At 71.7% G+C, this 22,991-nt stretch carries 18 protein-coding genes; 4 read left to right on the top strand and 14 right to left on the bottom strand.

All coding sequences use genetic code 11. The features are described from left to right. Positions 1-53: 53 nt before the first annotated feature. Entirely contained in the window at positions 54-1,064 is a 1,011-nt protein-coding gene (locus tag AYO52_RS15505; RefSeq protein ID WP_082924093.1) for an NUDIX hydrolase, read from the bottom strand. Positions 1,065-1,227: 163 nt separating this feature from the next. Between AYO52_RS15505 and AYO52_RS15510 the strand changes: the two genes are divergently transcribed. From AYO52_RS15510 to AYO52_RS15520, 3 genes are read left to right on the top strand one after another with little or no spacing between them, the layout of a single operon-like run. Next, a complete protein-coding gene (locus AYO52_RS15510; protein ID WP_253702229.1) occupies positions 1,228-2,916 on the top strand; it encodes a hypothetical protein in 1,689 nt (562 codons plus the stop codon). Then, positions 2,913-4,022 carry a glutamate ABC transporter substrate-binding protein gene (locus AYO52_RS15515; protein WP_253702231.1) on the top strand — a complete coding sequence of 370 codons (1,110 nt, stop codon included), beginning with the start codon at positions 2,913-2,915 and terminating at the stop codon, positions 4,020-4,022. Before AYO52_RS15510 ends, AYO52_RS15515 begins: the two co-directional genes overlap by 4 nt. After that, the gene (locus AYO52_RS15520; protein ID WP_082924076.1) at positions 4,019-6,559 is read left to right on the top strand and encodes a serine/threonine protein kinase; all 2,541 of its coding nucleotides are present in this window, start codon (positions 4,019-4,021) and stop codon (positions 6,557-6,559) included. The genes AYO52_RS15515 and AYO52_RS15520 overlap by 4 nt, the downstream gene beginning before the upstream one ends. A gap of 54 nt (positions 6,560-6,613) precedes the next feature. Here the strand turns inward: AYO52_RS15520 and AYO52_RS15525 are convergent, their stop codons facing one another. The 10 genes from AYO52_RS15525 to fgd form a co-directional block, all read right to left on the bottom strand. Continuing rightward, the gene (locus AYO52_RS15525) at positions 6,614-8,155 is read right to left on the bottom strand and encodes a thrombospondin type 3 repeat-containing protein (RefSeq protein WP_067719329.1); all 1,542 of its coding nucleotides are present in this window, start codon (positions 8,153-8,155) and stop codon (positions 6,614-6,616) included. Between the two features lie 180 nt (positions 8,156-8,335). Next, complete coding sequence (locus AYO52_RS15530) at positions 8,336-9,547, bottom strand: acetate/propionate family kinase (protein ID WP_067719331.1); 1,212 nt, start codon at positions 9,545-9,547, stop codon at positions 8,336-8,338. Then, complete coding sequence (gene pta / locus AYO52_RS15535; protein WP_371517935.1) at positions 9,544-11,871, bottom strand: phosphate acetyltransferase; 2,328 nt, start codon at positions 11,869-11,871, stop codon at positions 9,544-9,546. Before pta ends, AYO52_RS15530 begins: the two co-directional genes overlap by 4 nt. 85 nt (positions 11,872-11,956) lie before the next feature. Then, on the bottom strand, positions 11,957-13,246 hold the full coding sequence (locus AYO52_RS15540; protein ID WP_067719334.1) for an HNH endonuclease signature motif containing protein: 1,290 nt from the start codon (positions 13,244-13,246) through the stop codon (positions 11,957-11,959). A 69-nt stretch (positions 13,247-13,315) separates the two neighbouring features. Then, complete coding sequence (locus AYO52_RS15545) at positions 13,316-13,900, bottom strand: hypothetical protein (protein WP_067719335.1); 585 nt, start codon at positions 13,898-13,900, stop codon at positions 13,316-13,318. A gap of 9 nt (positions 13,901-13,909) precedes the next feature. After that, on the bottom strand, positions 13,910-14,974 hold the full coding sequence (gene egtD / locus AYO52_RS15550; RefSeq protein WP_253702235.1) for an L-histidine N(alpha)-methyltransferase: 1,065 nt from the start codon (positions 14,972-14,974) through the stop codon (positions 13,910-13,912). Continuing rightward, positions 14,971-16,344, bottom strand: coding sequence for an ergothioneine biosynthesis protein EgtB (gene egtB, locus AYO52_RS15555; RefSeq protein WP_067719338.1), 1,374 nt, complete (start codon positions 16,342-16,344; stop codon positions 14,971-14,973). The genes egtD and egtB overlap by 4 nt, the downstream gene beginning before the upstream one ends. Before the next feature lie 140 nt (positions 16,345-16,484). Beyond that, positions 16,485-17,102 (bottom strand): methylated-DNA--[protein]-cysteine S-methyltransferase, encoded by a 618-nt coding sequence (locus tag AYO52_RS15560; protein WP_227022156.1) that lies wholly within the window; start codon positions 17,100-17,102, stop codon positions 16,485-16,487. Positions 17,103-17,128: 26 nt separating this feature from the next. Continuing rightward, positions 17,129-17,767, bottom strand: coding sequence for a suppressor of fused domain protein (locus AYO52_RS15565; protein ID WP_067719340.1), 639 nt, complete (start codon positions 17,765-17,767; stop codon positions 17,129-17,131). After that, the gene (fgd, locus tag AYO52_RS15570) at positions 17,764-18,783 is read right to left on the bottom strand and encodes a glucose-6-phosphate dehydrogenase (coenzyme-F420) (RefSeq protein ID WP_067719341.1); all 1,020 of its coding nucleotides are present in this window, start codon (positions 18,781-18,783) and stop codon (positions 17,764-17,766) included. Before fgd ends, AYO52_RS15565 begins: the two co-directional genes overlap by 4 nt. Positions 18,784-19,331: 548 nt before the next feature. Between fgd and AYO52_RS15575 the strand changes: the two genes are divergently transcribed. Further along, complete coding sequence (locus AYO52_RS15575; RefSeq protein WP_067719343.1) at positions 19,332-19,961, top strand: hypothetical protein; 630 nt, start codon at positions 19,332-19,334, stop codon at positions 19,959-19,961. A gap of 79 nt (positions 19,962-20,040) precedes the next feature. Here the strand turns inward: AYO52_RS15575 and AYO52_RS15580 are convergent, their stop codons facing one another. The 3 genes from AYO52_RS15580 to AYO52_RS15590 are packed head-to-tail and all read right to left on the bottom strand — an operon-like array spanning position 20,041 to position 22,948. Beyond that, positions 20,041-21,192: a hypothetical protein gene (locus AYO52_RS15580; RefSeq protein WP_067719346.1), complete on the bottom strand. Its 1,152-nt coding sequence runs from the start codon at positions 21,190-21,192 to the stop codon at positions 20,041-20,043. Positions 21,193-21,209: 17 nt separating this feature from the next. Beyond that, the gene (locus tag AYO52_RS15585; protein WP_256385632.1) at positions 21,210-22,568 is read right to left on the bottom strand and encodes an O-succinylhomoserine sulfhydrylase; all 1,359 of its coding nucleotides are present in this window, start codon (positions 22,566-22,568) and stop codon (positions 21,210-21,212) included. Continuing rightward, the gene (locus tag AYO52_RS15590; RefSeq protein ID WP_067719351.1) at positions 22,532-22,948 is read right to left on the bottom strand and encodes a rhodanese-like domain-containing protein; all 417 of its coding nucleotides are present in this window, start codon (positions 22,946-22,948) and stop codon (positions 22,532-22,534) included. The genes AYO52_RS15585 and AYO52_RS15590 overlap by 37 nt, the downstream gene beginning before the upstream one ends. Between the last annotated feature and the right edge of the window lie 43 nt (positions 22,949-22,991).

Here is a 22,991-nt window from a genome sequence, read left to right on the forward strand (position 1 = left end):
CGGGGCGGGACCGGGGCGGGACCGGGGTGGGACCGGGCCGGCGTGCGCGCGTGCTACCCGAGAAGGGCGCGGGGTCCGACGACGACGACGTCGCCCGGCAGCCTGTCCCGCAGTCCCCGGTCGGCCGTCACCACCACCACCCGGCGGGGCCCGCCATCCAGCTCGGTGGCCAGATCGACGATCGCGTCGTCGCCGGACCCGGACGCGCGGTGGACGACGAGCGGGCCCTCGTGCTCGGCGGCCTTGGCGACGCCCTCGATGACGGCGTGCGCGCGGGCGACCCAGCCGAACCCCCCCGGCAGTTCGAGGGTGCGGGGCATCCCGGCACCCAGGTCGTCGAGCAGTCGCGAGGTGGAGCCGGCCCGGTCCTTCCACCAGCCGTCGGGACGGGAGCCGAGCACATTGGCCACGTCCACCACCAGCTCGACGGGGTCGGTGCGCAGCCCGTTCGCCCAGGCGTGGGCGAACGCGGGCATGAGCGGCAACTCGGCCACCAGCGTCTCGGGCACCCAGCGGAGTTCGAGACTCTCGTTGTTGGGCACGGTCTCCAGCGCGCGCGGGGCGTCCGCGATGACGGTGGTGTACGTCCACTCCACCGCGTCGGGCGACTCCTGGACCAGCGGCGGGATGGCGCGTGGGCGGGCGGAGCCCGACGGGTTCGCGGGCAGCTCGTCGTGGCGCTGGTCGGGCCGCAGCCGGCTCAGCAGCTCGGCCGCGTGCCGCAGGTCGAGTCCGGGCCGGTGCCACACGGTCCCGGGCATGCGGGAGGTCACGACCTGCGCGCGGACCACCACGTCGGCGGGCCGGATCTCGGCCTCCTCCTCCGTCTCGCGCAGCGCCGCCACGGGCGCGTCCTCGTACGAGTCCCGCGCACCACCCGGCAGCGCCCACGTGTCGCCCGAGGCCGTCCACACGGCGCGGTGCTGCAGCAACACGAGTGGGGTGTCGGGATCGGACGGGTCGACGGCCCGCAGGAGCAGCCCGGCGGCGCCGAACCGCCCCCACCGGCGATCACCCTCGTCGGACACCACCCACCCGTTGCCGTCACCTTCGCTCGCCGCCACCGGTCGTCCACCTCCCCTGGACCCGTCCACCCCCGGATCGGGCGGAACCTTGAGTCCTCGTCGACCAGTCTGCCCGACTCCGCGCCGCCACTTCACTAACCTGGGAGACACTCCCGTCGGATCGTCGGCTCGGCGGGCGGAGACCGGGGAGGTGAGCGAGCAGATGCGCGCCCGAACCTTCTCGCTACGCCGCGCCCGCGGTGCGGCCGCGGACACGCCCGCACCCGGCGACGCACCGGTGGGCGGCGCCCCTGCTGGGTCGACGTCGGCATCCACGCCCGCGGCGTCCGCCGCCGGGGCCACGCCTGCGTCCGCGTCCCAGTCAGGCTCCGCGTCCCAGTCAGGCTCCGCACAGTCCACCCCGGCATCCTCGGCCGACGCCGCTCCCCGGGCCGGCGCCGCACCCGCATCAGGTGCCGCCTCCGGCTCCCGGTCCGGCTCCGCCTCCACGTCGGCCTCCGGCTCCCGGTCCGGCTCCGCCTCCACGCTCACACCAACGCCCGGCTCGGGTGGCGAGTCGTCATCCACCCTCCAACCCCGCAGGCCGGTCCGTCGCCGCGCCGCCCGCTTCTGGAACGACGTGCTCACCACGCCGGGCCGCATGTCGGTCTTCGCGTTGCTCGCGATCATCACGGTGCTCACGGGCGGGATCGTGGCGTCCTCGACGATCACCCAGCGGCAGGTTTATACCGAGACGCTGCTGGCCGAGGTCGAGCCCGTCGCCAACGCCTCGCAGACGTTGTACAGCTCCCTGACGATCGCGGACTCCGCGGCGAACACCGCGTTCATCACCGGCGGTATCGAGCCTGCGGAACTGCGCGAACGCTACCTCCAGGCGATCGCGACCTCGTCGTCGTCGATCATCGCCGCCTCCCAGGGCCTCGACCGCACCGACACCGAGTCCATCGAACAGCTCGCGCTCATCAACGCCCAGCTGGCCACCTACACCGGCCTGGTGGAGACGGCGCGCACCAACAACCGCGTGGCCAATCCGGTCGGCTCGGCGTATCTGGCGTCTGCGTCGACGCTGATGCAGGACACGATCCTGCCCGCCGCCGCGGACCTGTACGACCGGCAGTCCACGTCGGTGGGACAGTCGGACAGGGAGTGGTCGTCGCCGCCATGGGGGTCGTTCTTCCTGCTGGGGCTGGCGATCGCGGTGCTGTTGCTGTTGCAACAGTGGCTGTGGCGACTCACCGGGCGGCGGTTCAACCCGGCGCTCGCCCTGGGCTCGCTGCTCATGGTGGCGACGTTCCTGCTCACGATGATCGCCGGGTTCCTCGCGGCCAATGACAACGCCAAGGGCCTGTCCGAGGGCGCGGCACCGATGAACGAGCTCACCCGCCAGCGCATCAACGCCCAGAAGGTGCGCGCGCAGGAGACGCTCAACCTGGTGCGGCGCACCGATCCGGAAGGGTCGGCGGCCGAGCGGGCGACCACCCTGGGCAACGTGCGTGACACCCTGACCGTCTACCTCGACGACGAGGACGACGCGGACTCCTCCGGCCGCATCGACCTCGACTCGCAGGGTGCGGTGACGGACGCGATCGAGGCGCTCGACGCCTGGATGGCCGCCCAGAACCGCGCCGACTCCCTGTACCAACAGGGCGACTACCAGGGCGCGATCACCATCTCCTCCGGCCAGAGCGAGGGCGACTCGGGGGCCGCGTTCGAGGAGTTCGACGAGTCCATGCAGGACGCCATCGAGGAGGCCCGCGACACCCTGCGCACGCGCATCGACAACGCCCGCCGCACCTCCTCCAACGGGCCCGATCTCATCATCGCGTTGTCCACCCTGGCCGCGTTCGCCGTGGTCGTGGGGATCGCGCCGAGGATCAGGGAGTACCTGTGACGGCGGGGGTGCGGACCGGGTCGGGCGCGCAGGGACACGGCGCGCGGCGCCGGGCGAGGCGGGTCGCGCTCGGGGGCGTGTTGGTGGCGGCCCTGGCGTTCGGGTCGGCGTGTGGGGTCGACGACGACGAGGGCGGCCCCGGCGCGGGCGGGCCGGAACGAGACGCGACCGCGGAGTCGGCCGGAATACCCGGGGCGGGGATCCCGCAGATCGACGCGGTGATGCCACTTCCCGCCGGCGCGGTCATCAGCACGGACGTCCCCGCCGGCCTGCCCGACGAGAACGACGAGAGCTGCGATCCCCTGCCCAGTCTGCGGCCGAACGACGCCACCCCCGCGGAGAGGGTGCCGCGGATCCTCGAGCGGGGTCGACTGATCGTGGGACTGGACCAGGGCTCCAACCTGTTCTCCTTCCGCGACCCGGCCAGCGGCCAACTCACCGGCTTCGACGTGGACCTGGCGCGCGAGATCGCCGCGGACATCTTCGGCGATCCGCGACAGGTGGAGTTCCGGTCGCTGACGTCGTCGAACCGGCTCGAGGCGCTGGAGAACGACCAGGTGGACGTGGTGATCCGGTCGATGTCCATCACGTGCGCACGGCGCGAGCGGGTGACGTTCTCGGTGCCGTACTACCAGGCCTACCAGCGGGTCCTGGCGGTGCGCGGGTCGGGGATCACGGAGATCGAGCACCTCGAGGGCAAGCGCGTGTGCGTGGCCGCCGGGACGACGTCGGCGTCGCGGTTGTGGGAGGAGTTGGATCGGATCACGGTGCTGTCGGTGAACACGTGGGCGGACTGCCTCGTGGCCATCCAGCAGAACCAGGTGGACGCGATCACCACCGACGACGCGATCCTCGTGGGCATCACCGCGCAGGACCCGTACCTGGAGATCGTGGGGCCGCAGCTCGACGCGGAACCGTACGGGGTGGGCATCGCCAAGTCCACGCCGGGCGACAACACCGACGGGCTGGTCCGTCAGGTCAACTCCACGCTCGAACGGATCAGGGCGGACGGCACGTGGAACCGCATGTATTCGACGTGGTTGTCCGGGCTGGGGCCCAACCCCGGGATGCCGGTGCCCAGGTACGTGCCGGAGGAGCAGCGATGAGTTACCGGAAGTGGGACGACCCGCTCGAGGAGGGCGAACCCAGCGTCGGTACGCAGGCCACGATGCGGACCGAGGCGGTGGCCGTAACGGAGGCCGCCACGGCGACCGGACTGACCGAGGCGACGGGCGCGTTGGAGGCCACGGGCGCCATGGAAGCGACGGGCGCGATGGAGGCCACGGGCGCCATGGAAGCCACCGGGGCCATGGGGGCGACCGGGCAGCTCGAGGCCACGGGCCCGCACGTCCATTCGGGAAGCATGGCGGAGACCGGGGCGGTCGAGGCCACCGGCGCGGCGTCGATGACCGGGTTCCTCGCCGACACCGACCCTGGTGGCGGCAGCAGCCCGGGCCGGGCGGGCCCGGCGCGCGCGGCGGGCGCGGGGCGGAGTCATGATCCCGAGTCCCGCACCGAGTCCGTCCCCGGCGCGCGGTCCTCCGCCCGGACCGGCGAGGTGATTACCGGCGACCGGTCGACCTCGGCACCGTTCCGCATGCGGCACCCCGACAAGCCGGAGGACCGCCCGAGCCAGGCCGCCGAAGGTCTGGTCGACCTGCCGTACATCATCCCCGTCGACCCCACCTCGGCAATGTTGGAGCCGGAGGACATCGAGGCCGAGTGCGCGGCCTCCGACGGCAGGCTGCCGCGGCCCGAACTGTGGCCCGGAGACATCGTCGCCGACCAGTACGAGGTCCGCGGTGCGCTCGCCCACGGCGGGATGGGCTGGATCTACCTGGCGGTCGACCACAACGTGTCCGACCGCTGGGTCGTCCTCAAAGGCCTGCTCCACGCCGACCAGGCCGAGGCCCAGGAGGTCGCCGTCGCCGAGCGGGAGATCCTGGCCGAACTGTCCCACCCGTCGATCGTGCGTATCTACAACTTCATCCACGACGACTGGGCCACGTCGCCCACCCATGGCGGGTACATCGTCATGGAGTACGTCGGCGGCCCCAGCCTGCGCGACGTCCGACGAGCGGCACCCGGGCGGGTGCTGCCGGTGGAGAAGGCCATCGCCTACGTGCTCGAGGTCCTGCAGGCGCTCTCCTACCTGCACTCGGTGGGACTGGTCTACAACGACCTCAAACCCGAGAACATCATGCTCACCGAGGACCACGTCAAACTGATCGACATGGGCGCGGTGTCCGGCGTCGGGGACTACGGGCACATCTACGGCACCCCCGGTTTCCAGGCCCCGGAGATCCCCCGGACCGGGCCCACCATCGCCTCCGACCTGTACACCGTCGGTCGCACCCTCGCCTCGCTCATCGTGCGGCTCCCCGTGGTCGACGGCCGCTACGCCAACGGCATCCCCTCCCCGATGGAGGAGCCGGTGTTCAGCCGGTACGACTCGCTGTACCGGTTCCTCCTGCGCTCGACCCACGAGGAACCCGACTCGCGGTTCCGCAGTGCCAACGGGATGGCCAACCAGCTCATGGGCGTCCTGCGGGAGGTACTCGCGCTGCGCACCGGGGTCCCGCACCCGGCGTTCTCCTCGGTGTTCTCACCCCAGCGATCGACCTTCGGCACGCTCTTCACCGTCGAGCCGACCGACTTCCTCGTCGACGGCCGCGCCCGCGACACGACGCTCACCGGGTCCGAACTGGTCGACGCCCTGCCGGTGCCGCTCATGGAGGCCTCCGACCCCGCCAGCCGCATTCTCGCCGCGACCTCGTACACCTCGGTCGAGCAGCGGATCGACACCCTCCTCGAGCTGTACTCCGACACCGAGTCCGAGGCCCGCGAGAGCGTCGGCGTGATCATGTCACTCACCCGCGCCTACCTCGAGAGCGACGATCTCGCCGCGGCCGAGGCGCTGCTGGAGGAGAACGCGCACCGGATGCCCGCCGAATGGCGGCTGGTCTGGTACGACGGCGTGACCGACCTGCTCAAGGGCGACCCCGTCGGGGCGTATCCCAAGTTCCAGAGGGTGCTCTCGGCCATGCCCGGCGAGAACGGCCCCAAGCTGGCCCTGGCCGCGACGGCCGAACTGATCCTCGACGTGTGCCCCGAGAGCGACCGGGCCCGCTGGGCACGCTCGAGCGAACACTTCTACCGCACGGTGTGGTCGGTCGACCGGTCGGTGATCAGTTCCGCGTTCGGGCTGGCGCGCCAACTCCAGCGGCGTGGAGAGGTCAAGTCCGCCATCGAGGAGCTCGACCGCGTCCCGCCCAACTCCCGGTACTCGGCGCTGGCCAACCTCACCGCGATCCTCCTGCTGTGCCAGGGCCGCCCGCTCGACGAGACCGAGGAGTCCCACCTCCGCGAGGCCGCCCGCCGTGTGACCAACCTGTCCGCCGGTGAACACCGCGCGTTCCAGATCCGGCTCACCGTGCTCACCACCGCACTCGCCTGGGTGCAGCTGCCGGGCAACGAGCCGTCCCCGTCCCCCCTCATGCGCGGCGTGCCGTTCACCGAGTTCGGGCTGCGCTCCGGCGCGGAGACCGTCCTGCGGACCCTCGCGCGGTCCACGGAGACCCGTCAGCAGCGGTTCCGGCTCGTCGACCAGGCCAACAGCATCCGTCCACGCACCCTGTTCTGAGGCCGCGGGGGGAGTTCCACCGACCTCAGGGGTTCTCCCCTCGGGCCGGGTGGTTCAGCCCTCACGGTTGAGAGCGGGGTCGAGAGCGGGGTCGGTGGCGAGGGCCGGGTCATCGTGGCGGCGGCGTCGCCTGGCGAACAGGATGAGTGTCGCGCCGGCCGCCGCCGCGGTGAGCGCCCACAGCACGAGCTCGGCCCCGCTGACGCCGGTCGTCGCCAGAGACCCGCGGACCTCGGAGTTGGCGCGGATCCACGCGTCCGACGGCGCCCCTTCGCGCGGTGTCACCGCACTCTCGGCGACCCGGCCGGTGGCGCCACCCTCGTCGGTGGCGGGGTCCGCGTCAGGCGTGGTGGCCGCGGTCGCGGGGGCGGTGGGGGCAGAGGCGGTGGGGGCGGTGGTGCCCGCCAGCGAGTCCGAACCGGCGGAGCTACCGGGGCCACCGGGACCACCGGGGCCACCTGAACCGGATGAACCGGACGAGTCGGACGACCCACCGAGCGAACCGGCCAGGGAGCCCAGGGCGGGGCCGACGACACCGATCACCACCCCGATGACGCCCCCGCCGATGACCGGCCACACGATGTCCGGCAGGTCCGTCGAACCGCCGCCGGAGGCGGGGTGGACCACCACGCGCCGGACAGAGGTGTAGGTGGCCCCTCCGGGCATGGTGACCGAGAACGAGATGTCATAGGTACCGGCGCGGGTGGGAGTACCGGTCAGGGCCCCGTCCTCGAGTCGCATGCCGGGCGGCAGCGTGTCGGTGACCACGTCGAGCACGGTGCCCTCGGGCGGGGTCGGGAGGAACCGTTCGGGCCCGTACTCGTGCCCCGCGGTCACATCGGGCAGCCGGTTGAGCGGGTCGGACGGATCGGTGCCGATCAGGTCCTCGGTGGTGTCGGGCAGTCCGTCGCCGTCGCGGTCGAGGCCGTCGACATCGGAGAATGACACCCACATCCTCGGACTGACACTCTGCCGCTGCGCACTGTTGCGGACGTCGAGCGGAACGGAGACCGCGTCCACCACTCGCGCCGACTCACCCGGCCCCAGTTCGAGGGCGGCCACCGTGGCGCCGCGGGCCGGAGAGCCCCCGGCCTGGCCGGTACCCGCGCCGTACAGCATCACGGTCCCCGAGTCGGCGGCCGTCGCGCCGGTGATGCTCGAGCGCACCGCGAACTCGGCGCCCTCCGACACCACGAAGTCACCGACCCCTACCGCGTACCGGCCGGTCCGGCCGGAGTCGGACGCATTGCGGACGTGATAGGTGCGGTCGACGGATTCTCCGGGGAGCATCGCGCACGGGTCCACATCGGGGATGCTGCCGCTCGCCCCGGGCGGAGCGGGGCTTGCGGGCGGAGCGGAGGGCGGAGCGGAACCCCCGGGCGAAGCGGAACCCCCGGGCGAAGCGGAATCCCCGGGCCCACCGGCCGGGTCGCAACCCCACGAACCGAGAGCGAGATCCGGGGCGTCCGTCCAGGTGGAACCATCCAGCGAGAACTCCAGATCGGCGTGGGCATCGAGGGCCGGCACCGTCACCGCCTGCGCCACGGACGCCCCGCCCAGGACCAGGGTGGCGACCGCAGCCAGGATGAGCGGCACGATCCCACGCTTCCTGGGCGGACCCTGCGTCGGGCCGGGGCGCGGCCCGCGCTCGGGCCGGGTGTCCGGGGAGGAAGGTGAGGCGTGGGGCATCGTCCGACTTCGTTCAGCCCGGGCTCGGATGCCGGGGATCACCCCGCACTCTATAACTAAAGTTGTTCTTAGCAAATATGGACGGGGTTATCCTCCCAGGCCCAGCACCTCGTCGCACGCCCGCGCGATCGCCAGTTCCTCGTCGGTGGGCACCACGAGCACCGTCACGCGACTGCCGGGGGTGGAGATGACCCGCTCGCCGGTGCCGTTCTCGTTGGCCTCGGCGTCGATCTCCACTCCCCAGCCGCGCATGGTCGACAGCGCATCGGCCCGCAGGCGTGCGACGTTCTCCCCCACCCCTGCCGTGAACGTGATCGCGTCCACGTCGCCGAGGACCGCCCAGTAACCGCCGATGTAGCGACGCAGGCGATGGATCACCACGTCGTAGGCCAGCGTGGCGTCATCGTCGCCATCGTCGACCCGCGTCAGGAGTTCGCGGAAGTCGCGCGCCCCCGACAACCCCTCCAGTCCCGACCGGCGGTTGAGCAGAGTGGAGACGTCCTCGGGCGACATGCCGCGGTCACGGATGAGGTGGATGATCAGGCCGGGGTCGAGGTCTCCGGGTCGTGTACCCATGACCAGTCCCTCGAGGGGCGTCAGACCCATGGACGTATCCATGGCGCGGCCACCTTCGATAGCGGACGCCGACGCCCCGTTGCCCAGGTGCAGGACGATCTGGTTGAGCTCGCCGTACGGGCGGCCCAGGACGTCGGCGGTACGGCGGGAGACGAACTCGTGGCTCGTGCCGTGGAAGCCGTACCTGCGCAGGTCCCACTCGCGTGCCGTCTCGCGATCGATGGCATAGGTGTGGGCGGCGGCGGGCAGGGTGTGGAAGAACCCGGTGTCGAACACGGCCACGTGCGGCAGCCCCGGCAGCAGGTCGCGGGCCACCCGGATGCCACGCAGGTTGGCCGGGTTGTGCAGAGGGGCGAGCACCTCGAGCTTCTCGATGTCGGCCTCCACCTCCGGCGTCACCTCGACCGGCTCGTGGAAGGCCGGCCCGCCGTGGACCACACGGTGGCCGATCGCCTCGACCCCCAGGTCGGTGGGATGGACGTGCAGCTCCTTCGCCAACTCCAGTACGTGACCGAGCGCGGCGGTGTGGTCCGGGAACTCCGCGTCCGCGGTGCGTTCTTCCGCACCGGCACCGGCCAGGTCGCTGCGGCGCACGGTCAGCGTGCCCACGGGCTCACCGATCCGCTCGACCAGCGCCCAGGCCAACTCACCATCGACGGCGGTGTCGAGGATCTGCAGCTTCAGGGAGGAGGAGCCGGAGTTGATGACGAGCACGCGGGTCATGAGTCGCTTCCCTGGAGGTCTCCGACGCCCTGCGCCTGGACTGCGGTGATGGCGACCGTGTTGACGATGTCCTCCACGAGCGCACCGCGGGACAGGTCGTTGATCGGCTTGCGCAGCCCCTGGAGGACCGGGCCGATCGCGACCGCGCCCGCGGTCCGCTGTACGGCCTTGTAGGTGTTGTTGCCCGTGTTGAGGTCGGGGAACACCAGGACGGTGGCCCGGCCGGCGACCGGGGAGTCGGGCATCTTCTTGGTCGCGACGGTGGGGTCGACGGCGGCGTCGAACTGCAGGGGCCCGTCCACGACGAGGCCGGCAGCCGGATCACCCTCGGTCGCCTCGGCGATCCGCGACCGCACGAGTGCGGTCGCCTCGCGCACCTTGTCGACGTCGGCCCCACTGCCGGAGTCCCCGGTGGAGTAGGAGAGCAGTGCCACACGCGGGTCGATCCCGAACCGCGAGGCGGTCTCGGCGGACGACACCGCGATGTCGGCGAGCTGCTGGGCGGTGGGGTCGGGCACCACCGCGCAGTCCCCGAACGCCAGTACGTGGTCGGCCAGGCACATGAGGAACACGCTCGAGACCGTCTGCACGCCGGGGCGGGTACGGATGATCTCCAGGGCGGGGCGGATGGTGTGCGCGGTGGTGTGGGCTGCGCCGGAGACCATGCCGTCGGCGAGCCCGGTGTGCACCATCATCGTGGCGAAGTAGGAGATGTCGAGGATGCGGTCACGGGCCACGTCCGGGGTCATGCCCTTGTGCTTGCGCAGCTCGACATATTCGTCGGCGAACCGATCGGCGTGCTCGCTCGTCCGCGGGTCCAGCAGTGTCGCGCCGCTCAGGTCGATACCCAACTCGTCGGCACGCCGACGGATCGCCTCGGGGTCACCGAGGATCGTCAGGTCGGCCACGTCGCGCCGCAGGAGCCGGCCGGCGGCGTGCAGGATGCGGTCGTCGTCGCCCTCGGGGAGCACGATGTGGCGCTTGTCTGCGCGGGCACGCTCGAGGAGTTGATGCTCGAACATCTGCGGCGTCGTCACGTCGGGCGCATCGACCCGCAGCGGTGCGAGTAGTTCCTCGGTGTCGACGTGCTTCTCCATCAGGCTGAGCGCGGTCTCCACCTTGCGCCCCGAGCCCGAGAACACGCGCCCGCGGGTCTCGGCGGCCAGACGGGCGGTGTCGTAGGTGCCGTGACCCGTGCAGATGATCGGGAGGGTGGAGCGCATCCCGCGGACGAGCCTGTCCAACGCCGCGTTCGGCCTGACCCCACCGTTCCAGATCATCCCTGCCAGCGAGGGGAAGCCTTCGGCGGCGTGTGCGGCGAGGATGGCCAGGACCGCGTCGGTGCGGTCGGCGGGGACGATGACGACCATCCCGTCGACCAGTCGCTCCAGGATCCGGTCACCGGTCATGCCGCCGACCATCACGGCCATCGCCTCGCGGTCGAGCAGGGCCGGGTCGCCAGAGTAGAGCTCGCCGTCGACCGCCTCCATGAGCTCACCCATCGTGGGCGCGGTGAGCAGCGACTGGGAGGGCAGAGTCCAGGCCGGCACGTCCAGCGAACCGAGCTCGGCCCGGATCTCGTCCAGCGCGTCGGGATCGCACCGGTTCACGACGACTCCCACGGGGTGGGCGTGCTCGACACGCAGCTCCTCGAGGGTGAGTCGGGCGTTGGTGGCGATCTCGGCCGGGGTGCGGTCGGATCCGCGGAGCACCAGCAAGACGGGGGCGCCGAGGTTCACGGCGATCGTGGCGTTGAAGTCGAACTCGGTGGGGCTGGGCACCCCGGTGTAGTCGGTGCCGACGATCACGACGACATCGCACTGCCGGGCCACCGCCTCATATCGGTGCACGATCTCGCTCAGGGCGGCGTCGCGGTCGGAGTGCACGCGCATGTTGGTCACGCCGATGCAGTCCTCGTAGTCGAGGTCCACGGTGGTCTGCTGCAGCAGCATCTCCACGATGCGGTCGCGTACCGGTTCCTCGTCCTCGACGCCGGGACCGGCGGGGCGGGGCGCGACCGTGACGGGGCGGAACACCCCGACCCGCTGGACGGTCCCGGCCAGGATGCGCAGCAGCCCCAGCGCGACGGTCGACTTGCCCGTGTCGCCCTCGGGGGCCACGACGTAGACCGCGGACGAGGAGAGCGGCTCACCGCCCGACTGGGACGGGATCGAGAGTGCGGCGACGTCGGAGTCGGACAACTCGGCCCCGGTGGGATCGCCTGGCCCCGAGGCGCGGGGTTCGGACGCGAGAGTCTCGGACGCTGGAGTGTCGGACGCGAGGGTATCGGACGCTACGGACTCGGGAGGAAGGGATTCGGGCACGGGGGCATTGTGACAGCGCCGGCGGCGCAGCACACCTGGTACACACCCGACGGGCCGATCCCCCACCCCGGTCCGGGGCGGGTCGTCACACATCGGTGAGCCTGTCGACGCCGGGAGGCAGCCACGTGCACAGGCCGGGCGCGGAGGGGTTCACCACGGTTTTCCACCCTCCGGGGCCGTCGCCGACGAACCCGTGGTGGACGGGACAGCCGAGTGCCCCGTTGGCGACCGTCGTCGACCCGCCCCGTGACCACTCCCTCACATGGTGGAACTGACTTCGCCTGGCCGGGGCGGTGCACCCGGGGAAGGTGCACCCTCCGTGGGCGGCGTAGAGGACCAACCGCTGGATCGCCGACGCCAGGCGCCGGTCGGGGTGTGCGTCCACGTCGATCCGGTGCAGCTCCTCCCGGCCGTCGCGCAGCAGGGAGACGAACCACGGCATCGTTCCGGCCATGGAGACCGCCTGCCGCACGCTGAGCTGGGTGCCGGCGTCGGTCTGCACGAGCGTCGTGGGGTCCTCGAGCTGCTCCGGTGTCACCCGCACGACGATGGTCGCGATGCCCTTGGGGCGGGCGGGGTCGACGGTCGAGCCGAGGGCCCACTGGTGCACCAGGGCGTCGTGGGCGCGCTGTTCGGGGGCACGCTCGTCGGACCCGGGTTCACACTCCACGGCGCCGCCGGGCCCGCCGAAGTCGCACAGTGCCCTCTCGACCAGGGCGCGGCCGCGGGGCGTCAAGGTCATCGTCAGGGTGCTGGTGCCGTCGGACCGAACCGCGCCGAGCCGCGCCGAGCGCTGACGTTCCTGGTGCTCCTCGCGGTCCCGTCCGCGGTCCGGGCACAGGGCGGCGACCCGGCGGGCGGCCTCGGCCCGCAGGTCGGCGGGCGCCGCCGTGCGGGCGAACTCCGTGAGCTCCTCGGCGAAACACACCTTGGCGTCGCCGCCCATCGTTCCGGGCAGACCGGAGACGGCTCGGGCGATGATCCGCTCGTGCTCGCCGGTGATCTCCCCGTTCGCGGCCGCCCGCCCGGCCGGGGTGGCCTGACGTCCTCCGGCGTCGATCCGACCGTGCACCGTGCCCTTCGCCAGTCCCAGCTTCTCGGCGAGGAGCGCGGCGACGCCACCGGCGGTGCGTCCCTTCTGACGGTGCAGCGCGGCCAACTCCGCAGTGGCCCGGGAGCCACTGGCGTCCAGCCGCCGGGCCACGACCTCCACGCGACCCACCGCGTGGGCGAGCGCGTCCGCGTCGTGCTCGGCCCAGTCGACCGCGCACAGCGTCTCCACCGACGCCTCCAGGAACGCGAGAACGTCGGTCAGCAGGGCCGGCTCGTCCCGCTCACCGCCCCGCCCCTCCGCATCCCATACTCCCTGTTCCATACCCCGAAGCATAGAACACACGTACGACACGAACGGGCCCGGTAGCGCATCGTCGCAGGTCGGCCCGGGTCACCCCCGCGAGATCATGAGGCGGAACTTGAGCTCGTCGAGCATCGCGCCGATCTCCGTGCTCACCAGCGCGCGATCCAGTGCGACGAGCCGGGGCAGGACGGCGTCGGCGGCGTCCCACCGGCCGCGGTCGAGGTGTTGCGACGCGCGCGAGTACAGCAGCTCGAACTCGGCGAAATCCCGTACCCGGTCCGTCGCCAGCTCTCCCAACCACATACCTTCGCGGCCCCGACTGTCCGCCGCCTCGATGACCCGCCGAACGGAGACGAGGGTCGCCCGCGGCCCGGCCCCGCCGTCGGCGGCGCCTCGCCCGCCGCCGTCGGCCCGGTCGAGCTCGGCGACGAGCCGATCCGCTACCCGGGCGATCACGTCCAGCTCGTCGAGCAATCCGCTCACCAGGTCCCGCTCGGCCGCGACGTGCGCCCCGCTCCGGGCGGCCTCGGCCCGGGTGCCGGCGCGCGCGACCTCCCCGCCCAGCCGGAACAGTTCAGCCGCCGCCGAGTCGACGGCGGCCCCGGCCGCGCGGGCCTCCCCGAGAAGGCCGCGGGCCCGATCGGCGAGATCCGGGGCGCCCCGAGGGGTCACGGTATACCCCTAGTCGACGACGACGAGGACCAGCCCGAAGTCCCCGGCGTCGTCGGTCCACACGGTCGGGCCGACGAACCCGTGGCCGGCGAGGTCGTCGGCGAGTGCGTCCGGCTCGAACTTCCGAGCGATCTCGGTGCGGATGCCCTCCCCCGCGGCGAGGGTTCGCGAGCGCCCCAGCGTCGGGAAGTCGACGTGCACGTCGCGGACCGCCCGCAACCACATCTCGATCCCGCTCTCGGCGGCGTTCCACACGGCCTCGTGGCGGAAATCGCGCCTGTCCAGCCCGGTGCACTCGACGGTCCGGGCGATCACGTCGAGCATGTTGAGGTTGAATTCGGCGGTGACGCCGTCGGCGTCGTCGTAGGCCGCGACCAGCCGCTCGGGGCTCTTGACGAGGTCGAAGCCGAGCGCCAGCCGGTCGCCCGGGTCCATGACGCCGCGCAGCATCGCGAGGAACTCTGCTCGCTGGGCCTCGCTGAAATTGCCGATCGTGCCGCCGAGGAAGAGCACCAACCGCCCGCCCGGCTCGCCCGGTAGGGGGCCGTCGAGGGCGGTGAGGTCACCGACGACCGGGACGACACGCAGTCCGGGGTACTCGGCCGTGAGCGCCCGGGCGGAACCGAAGAGCATCTCGGTACTGATGTCGACCGGAACGAACAGCGGGCCGGCTGGCTCAGTGGCGCCGGTCGGGCGGGAGGCGAGGACGTCGAGCAGGACCCGCGTCTTCTCGCAGGTCCCGGCCCCGAGCTCGACGAGTGTGTCGGCATCGCCGACGATGTCGACGGCCCGCGACCGCAGGATCTCCGCCTCCGCGCGGGTGGGGTAGTACTCCGCGAGCCGGGTGATCCGGTCGAAGAGCAGGCTGCCCTTCTCGTCGTAGAACCAGCGGGGCGGCACGGTCGGCGGGTCGTCGAAGAACCCGGCGCGCAGATCCGATTCGAGCGCGGCGGTGTCGGGATCGGCGGTGCTCGTCGTCGTCGTTGTCGTCGTCGTTGTCTTTGCTGTTGTTGCACCGGGGCCGTCGGGCCCGGCGGCACCGCACTGGGCGGCCACCTCGCGCGCGCCGGTCACCGGGCGAGCCTCAGTCCGGCGGCCGCCCACCTCGAGGCGGCGGGATAGAAGTTCCGGTAGGTGTGCCGCGTGTGGCCGGCGGGCGTGAACGCGCTGCCACCGCGGAGGACATGCTGGTCGGACATGAACTTGCCGTTGTACTCGCCGGCCGCGCCCTCCTCGGTGACGAACCCCGGATACGGCAGGTAGGCGCTGGCGGTCCATTCCCACACGCCGCCGATCGTCCGCTCCGCGGCGGGCCGCGGGTGGCAGCGGTCGGGGTCGAGCTCGTCGCGGATCTCCCAGCCGGTGGTGGCGACCTCCCACTCGAACTCGGTGGGCAGCCGTGCGCCGGCCCAGCGGGCGTAGGCGTCGGCCTCGTAGAAGGACACGTGGATGACGGGCTCGGCGTCGACGACCGGCCGCCGGCCGCTCAGGGTGAAGGTGGTCCACTCACCGGCGGCGGCGGTCGCGGGGCCAGCGGCGGTCGCGGTGTCGGCGGCGCGGCCGACCGGGCTGTCGTCCTCACGTCGCCAGTACCCGGGCGCATCCCAGCCCTCGGCCTGGACCGTGGCCCAGCCGTCGGACAACCACAGTTCGGGCCGGGAGTAACCGCCGTCGGCCATGAACTGCTTCCACTCGCCGACGGTGACCTGGCGGGTGGCGACCTCACCGCCGGGGATCCACACCCGGTGGCGGGGACGCTCGTTGTCATAGGAGAACGCGGGGCCGGCGGCGGTGGCGGGGCTTGCGGCGGTGGCGCCCGAGCCGTCCCCGTCGTCGGAGTCGCCGGGAGCCGGGGCGCCGACCTGCGCGACCCCCTCGGCGACGGCGAGCCACTCGGTCTCCCCCGGCGCCGCTCCTGCCGGGTCCGCCGCCCTGTGGACGTAGACCGGGTCGGTCGGGTTGTGCGAGAAGAGGTGCTTGATGTCCATGAGCAGCAACTCCTGGTGCTGTTGCTCGTGATGGCAGCCCAGCTCCAGCAGTTCGAGGCCACGCTCGTCGACCCGGCCCGCCTCGAGGGCGTCGACGACGGCCTCGTCGATGCGGGCGCGGAAGTCCCCGATCTCCGCCACCGACGGGCGGGTGATGAGCCCGCGCTGCGGCCGCGGCTGCCGTGGGCCGACCGCCTCGTAGTACGAGTTGAACAGGAAGCGGAACACCGGCTCCGGCGAGGTGTAGCCCGGCAGCCGACCCAGCACGAACTCCTCGAAGAACCACGTGGTGTGCGCCCGGTGCCACGCTGCGGGGCTGGCCGCGGTCATCGACTGGGGGATCTGGTCCTCCGGGCTGAGCCGGGACGCGAGCAGGTCGGTGAGCCCCCGGACCCGCTGGAACTTCTCGACCACGCTCTCGGCGCGGGCAGTGGTGGCGACGGTTCCGGCTGTCATGGCTTCCCCCGTGGGTTGTGGTCGACGGCAGGCGGTCCGCGCCGGCGGACCCCTCGGCCCCCGACGCTGACCGCCACCCTAACCACGGTGTGGCCGCCGTCCCACCGATCCGGCCGTGCCCGGACGAACGGCGGCGATGCCTACCGGAACGGGAGCGGGCCCGGCTTTCCGGCACGCTCGGCGGCGATGTTGCGTCGCTCGTGCTCGAGCAGCCGCAGCCGGTACTCGGGGCAGTTCCCCATGCCGCCATCGGCGCGGATCACCCGGTGGACGGGGATGACGAACGGCACCGGCACCAGCGTGCACAGCCGGCCGACGCGACGGGCGTTGCGTGGCCGGCCGGCGTCGATACTGACCTGGCCGTAGCTGGAGGTCTCGCCGTAGGGGATGTGCTGGATCTCGCGGTAGACCTCACGTGAGAATTCATCGTGGACCCCGGCCGCCGCCCAGTCCAGCGGGACGTCGAACCCGCGGAGCCTCCCGGCCAGGTAGTCCTCCACCTGTTCCGCCAGGCGGGCGAGGTGCTCCGCCGCGGCGCCGGGCTCGGGATCGCGGCCCTCGTCGTCGTCGTGATGTTTCACGTTGAACCAGGTCGCGGCGGCATCCCTGTGGTCGAGCTGGTCTGCGTCGAGCTGGTCCGCGTCCACCTGGACGAGGCGCGCGATGCCGTCGGGGGTGGCCTCGACGAGCATCAGCCCGGCCGCGGTGGTGAGTACGTGCGTGACACCGCGGGACGTCCGGGGCGCAGGCGCGCTCACACGGGCCCCACTCACACCAGCCTCACTCACACCACGCTCGGGCGGTCCGGGTTGGTGACGTCGGCGTCGGCGGTGTCGAGCCGCTCGAACAGGGCGTCGGCGCCGTCACGTCCGATGGCGGACATCTCCGCGGTGGTGATCGGCACGGCCTGCAGGCGCGTGAGCAGGGGGCCGGTGCCGTCGGGGCCGCCGGTCTCGTCGACCACCTGCAGGTCCGGCCACAGGAACGGCGGCGTGAGGACCAGGTGCTCGCACGTACGGCCGGGATCGACCAGGCCGACCGCGTTGGGGATCACCGCACCGGGCGCCACGTGGATGGAACCGGTGGCCACCGCGAGCGCGCACGCGTCCAGGACGTCGGCCATGGCGCGGTGGCCGGTGCGGCCGACGGTGACGAACTCGGAGCGGATCTGGCGCCCCTCGGGCGTGGTGACGTTGGTGGGGAGCTCGCGGGCGCCCACGGTGGCGTAGGTGGAGAAGCCGGGCGCGGGAACGTCGTCAACGACGACGATGTCGCAATGCCACTCCGTTGTCTGACCCTCCTCATCCGGCTCGGTCTCGTGCGGATAGCGCAGGACGCGGACCGATTCCTTGTGGCCGAGGATGCCCTCGAGGCCGGAGAGATCGGCCGTGTCCGGGCCGGGGAGGTTGTTCTCGTTACTCATGCAAGGGCTCGCAGTCGCGGTTCGAGGTCGGAATTGAAGAGGTCGAGGAAGCGTTTCTGATCGTGGCCGGGGGCGTGGAAGACCAGGTGGTTCAGGCCCGCGTCGACGTATTTTTTGACCTGCTCGACGGCCTCGTCGGGGTCCGAGGCGACGATCCACCGCTTGGCGACCTGCTCGATCGGCAACTCATCCGCGAGGCGCTCCATCTCGCGCGGGGAGTCCACCGAGTGCTTCTGCTCCGGTGTCAACGACAGCGGGGCCCAGAAGCGGCAGTTCTCCAACGCGGCGGCCGGGTCGGGGTCGTAGCTGATCTTGATCTCGATCATCCGGTCGATCTGCGAGGAGTCGCGCTGGTTGATTCCCGCGCCCTCCTCGACGGCCGGGAGCAGCTTGTCGGTGTACAGCTCCATCCCCTTGCCGGAGGTGCAGATGAACCCGTCGCCCACCCGGCCGGCGTACTTGGCCACCACCGGACCACCCGCGGCGACGTAGACAGGCACGCCACCCTCGGGCACGTCATAGAGGAACGCGTCCTTGGTCGAGTAGTAGTCACCCTCGAAGTTGGTGGTCTCGCCGGTCCACAGCTCGCGCATGAGCCGGACCGACTCACGCAGGCGCGCGAACCGCTCCTTGAACTCCGGCCACTGGCCCTGATGCCCGGTGGCGATCTCGTTGAGCGCCTCACCCGTACCCACACCGAGGAAGATGCGGCCCGGGTACAGGCACGCCATCGTCGCGAACGCCTGCGCCAACACCGCCGGGTTGTAGCGGAACGTCGGGGTGAGCACCGAGGTGCCGAGCTGCAGGCGCTCGGTGCGCTCGCCCACCGCCGTCATCCACGCCAACGAGAACGGCGCATGACCACCGTCGTGGCGCCACGGCTGGAAATGATCCGACACCGTCGCCGAATCCATCCCCGCCCGCTCCGCCATCACGGCGAACTCCACCAGATCGCGCGGACCGAACTGCTCGGCCGACGCCTTGTAACCGAGCTTCAGGGACGGGGTGTCGGGCATCGGCTTCTCCTGCAGGTAGGCATGTGACCAGATTCACCTCTGGCGCGCGCGGGGCACGGGGCCGAGTATGCCAACAGGGCCGGGCAGGGGTGCACGTGTTGACAAGCGCCACCCCTGCGACCCGTTGAGCTCGATAAGCAGGACGCCGCATTCCGATTCAGACTCACAGCCACGGCCAGTGTCATCCGCGTTCCCCGATAGTCAGGAACACCATCCCCAGCGACGCCCAGCAGGGGCTTGCGGCGCTCGCGATCTGGCTGGGCGGCAGCGACCCCGGCGCAGCGTGGGCCACCTTCACCTCGGACGACCCCGCCGCGCACGGCTGGCGCTGGGCCGCCATCAACCAGGAGACCGGAACCGTGGTCTACATCCGCTGACGACCGGTCGACACGCCACAGCGAGAGTGATATCGGACACACCCAGGGGCGCTGTATCGATGCTTCGGCCGCGAGCCATAAACTAGTTGAAACGGCGATCACTGCGGCCCCGCCCGCACCAGAGCCCCCTCCTCTGGACCGATCTCCACCAGACGGCCCCTCGGAGGAGTCATGCGCATCCGGCACGCGGCGACCACCCTGGTCGCACTCGGTGCCGCCTCCGTCTGCGCACTCGGCGCGACGATGATCGTCCAGGACCGCGAAGCGCAGACCCGCGAGTCCGAACTGCGCAGCTCGGCGTGGTCCGTCCAGGCGTCCACGGACTTCGGTACGACCTGGACCGCGCCCATCTCCTCCTACGGCGGCCACTTCCCCGTCCGCGTGGACACAGCCGGCCTGCGCAACCGCTCCGCCTATCAGCCTTTGACACTGCGCACCACCGTCGACTCCCGGTCCGAGGCCCACGTCGACATCGGCGAGGGCGCCCTCATCGAGGGAGACCCCGAGACCGCGTCCCACGTACGGGTCCGGGCCGTCTCGGCCCGCGGCGGAGCATGCGCCGCGCCAACGTTCGAACTCGACTGGCCCAGCATCCACGCCGGCGACAGTGACCGGCCGGTGCCACTCGACGCGCCCACCGTCGACGAACCGCTGGTCCTGCCCGGCGCCACCCGCACCACGCCCGGATCCCCGGTCACCGTGTGTCTCGAGCTCAGTATGGACGCGGCCGCCCCGGCCACCGACTCGATGCTCACGCTGGCCTGGCCGGTCGACATCGCCCGCGGCGACGGCGACTCCTAGCCGGCCCGGCGCAGGGCCCCAGCCCGGCCCGGCCGAGCGCAGCCACCACCCCACCGCGCCCCGGCCCGACCCCGGACGCTCAGCGGCGCCCCGCGGCCTCGTCGTAGATCCGCGCATGAGCCGCGATGACGCTCGTCGGATCAGCGCCCTCGACCCGCGGCGGGACGGCCCGCGGATTCTCCAACGCCGCCCGGACCGCCACCGCCACCGCGGACGGATCGCGGGGATCGTAGACCTCCCCGGAGTGATCACCCGGATCGCAACGGTCGAACCACTGCTCCCGCAGGCACCCCACCGCCGGGAACACCGGCGACACGCCCAGGTCGCGGCACAACTCCAACCAGGTGGAATGGGTGGCGAACCGGTACGGCAACACGCACACGTCGAGCGCGGCGAACTCGGCCAGCAACGGCGCCAGGTCCAGCGACTCGTACCTCACCAACCGCACCGACTCCCAGCCGCCCTCGGCCGCCAGCTCCGCCACCAGATGGTGCCCGCCGGCCTCGCGGTCCTCGCCGCACGCGTCGCGCCACGCCTGCGCCTCCACGACGATCCGCAGGTGCGCGCCCCGCCGCCCGTGGGCGACGGGCGCCAGCTGGTCCAGCAGCTCCGGGCCGTCGATGTTCTCGCCCATCCGCTCCAGCAACACCCCCACCACCACCGGATCGCCGGGACCGCGCAGGTGCTTGCCGGCGCGGATGGCGGAGGAGACCTCGTCCTCGTCCAGCAGCCGCGGGTGCGGCACGACCACCGGTTCGACGCCCCACCGCACCCACAGTTCGTGCGCCGCCACCTCGGTCAGCGTGATCACCGCGGCGGCGGCCTCGACCAACGTGCCGGTGTGATCGCGGTGCGGCAGCTCGTCCTCGTGGGACGGGTAGACGATGTCGTGGACGGTGAGCACCATCGGCACCCCGGCCCGCGCCAGGTGCTCCACCACCCCGTCCACGCTCTCCGGCTCGAGGTAGTCGTACCCGAAGTGCACGTGCGCCAGGTCGACGCCGCCCAGCGGGTCCCCGTCGCGCTGAATCTCGCCCGACGCCTCATGTCCGGGATCGAACTCCGCGGGAGTCACCGCATCGGGCGGGGTCTGCCCGTTCACCACCCCGGGCCGGACGGGCACCAGCTCCACATGGCCCAGCCCGTCCAGGCCGGTGATCCGGCGAACCGCGGGGTGGGCGGCGGGCAGGACCGCTACCCGGGTCCGGGAATGTTCACCCCGATCAGACATACGATCAATCTAGACCGTCACCCCAGACCGCGACGCAGGTCCTCGATGAGGTCTCCGGCGAACTCGAGCCCCACCGACAGTCGGACCACGTTGTCGCCGATACCCACCGCGGCGCGGGCCTCCGGCTCCATGGACGCGTGGGTAGTGGTCGCGGGATGGGTCACCAGCGTCTTGGCGTCGCCCAGGTTGTTGGAGATGTCGATGACCTCCAACGAGTTGAGCAGGGAGAAGCACTCCTTCTTGCCGCGGCCGCCGTTGTCGTCGTCGTCGCGGCCACCGTCACCACCGTCGTCGTCGTACTTCAACCCGAACGTCACCACCGACCCGCCGCCCGACATCTGCGCCCGCGCCAGCTCGTACTGCGGGTGCGACTCGAGCATCGGGTATGTCACCCGCTCCACGGCCGGGTGCGACTCCAGGAACCGCGCCACCTCCAGCGCGTTGGCACTCATCCGCTCGACGCGCAGGCTCATGGTCTCCAGGCCCTTGAGCAGGACCCACGCGTTGAACGCGCTCATCCCGAACCCGGCGTGGCGCATGAGGTTCTGCACAGGGCCGGAGATGTACTCCTCGGTGCCCAGCACGGCGCCGCCGAGCACGCGGCCCTGGCCGTCGATGTGCTTGGTGGTGGAGTACACGACGATGTCCGCGCCCAGCTCGAGCGGCTTCTGGTGCAGGACGGTGGCGAAGACGTTGTCCACCACGACCTGCGCGCCGGCGGCGTGGGCGAGATCGCACACCGCGCGAACGTCGACCAGCTCCTGCATGGGGTTGGAGGGGGTCTCAAAGAAGACTGCGTCGGTGGGCTCGCTGAGCGCCTCGCGCCACTGGTCGAGGTCGGCGCCGTCGACGAACACCGTCTCCACACCCCACCGCGGCAGGATTTCGGCACAGATCACGTAACAGGAGCCGAACAGCGCGCGCGAGGCCACCAGGCGCGACCCGTTCCCACACAGCGCGGCCAGGGCCACGAATACCGCGGACATGCCGGAGGAGGTGGCAAAGCACGCCTCGGCGCCCTCGATCTGCCGCAGCCGCTCCTGGAACATCGCGACCGTCGGGTTGCCGTAGCGGGAGTAGACGAACCGCTGCTTCTCGCCGTTGAACGACGCCTCGGCCGCCTCCGCGGACTCGTAGACGTAGCCGGAGTTGAGGAACATCGGCTCTGTGGTCTCCTCGAAGCCGGTGCGCATCTGCCCGGCCCGCACGCCCAGGGTGTCGGGGTGGAGACCGTCGGGGAGCTCGTTGTTTCTCATCGCTGCTTTCTTGTGTGTGGTGCGTGGGTGATGCGGCGGGGCGAGGGGCGTACGGGCGTGGCGGGCTGGCCGTGGTGGCCCGGTCAGGACTGGCGCCAGGCCAGGCCCGCGACCTTCCACCCGTTGACGGTGCCGCGGTGTCCGGCGGCGTCCGGGTCGCCCTCGAACCCCTCGGCCACGTTGTAGGCGGTGCGGTATCCGGCGGCGGTGGCCAGGCTCGCGGCGGCGGCGGACCGGCCACCACTGCGGCACAGGAACAACACCGGTGTCTCCGCGGCGACACCGGCCTCGCCGAGGTGCTCGACGAACCGCTCGTTGGGCTGGCCCGCCGAGGTCATCCACTCGATGCCCAGCGTGCGCTTGCCCAGCTCGGACAGATCGGCGCCGCCGACCCACTGCCACTCGGCGCTGGTACGGACGTCCACCAGGACCGCGTCGGGATCGGAGGCGAGCAGATCCCAGGCCTGGCGGGGCGATAGGTCCCCGGCGTAGTCGCTCATGGGTGTCGATTATGCTCCCCCGACGGCAGATCGACTGGGTCGA

The organism is Dietzia sp. 111N12-1, from assembly GCF_001658045.1.
Classification (GTDB): Bacteria; Actinomycetota; Actinomycetes; order Mycobacteriales; family Mycobacteriaceae; genus Dietzia; species Dietzia kunjamensis.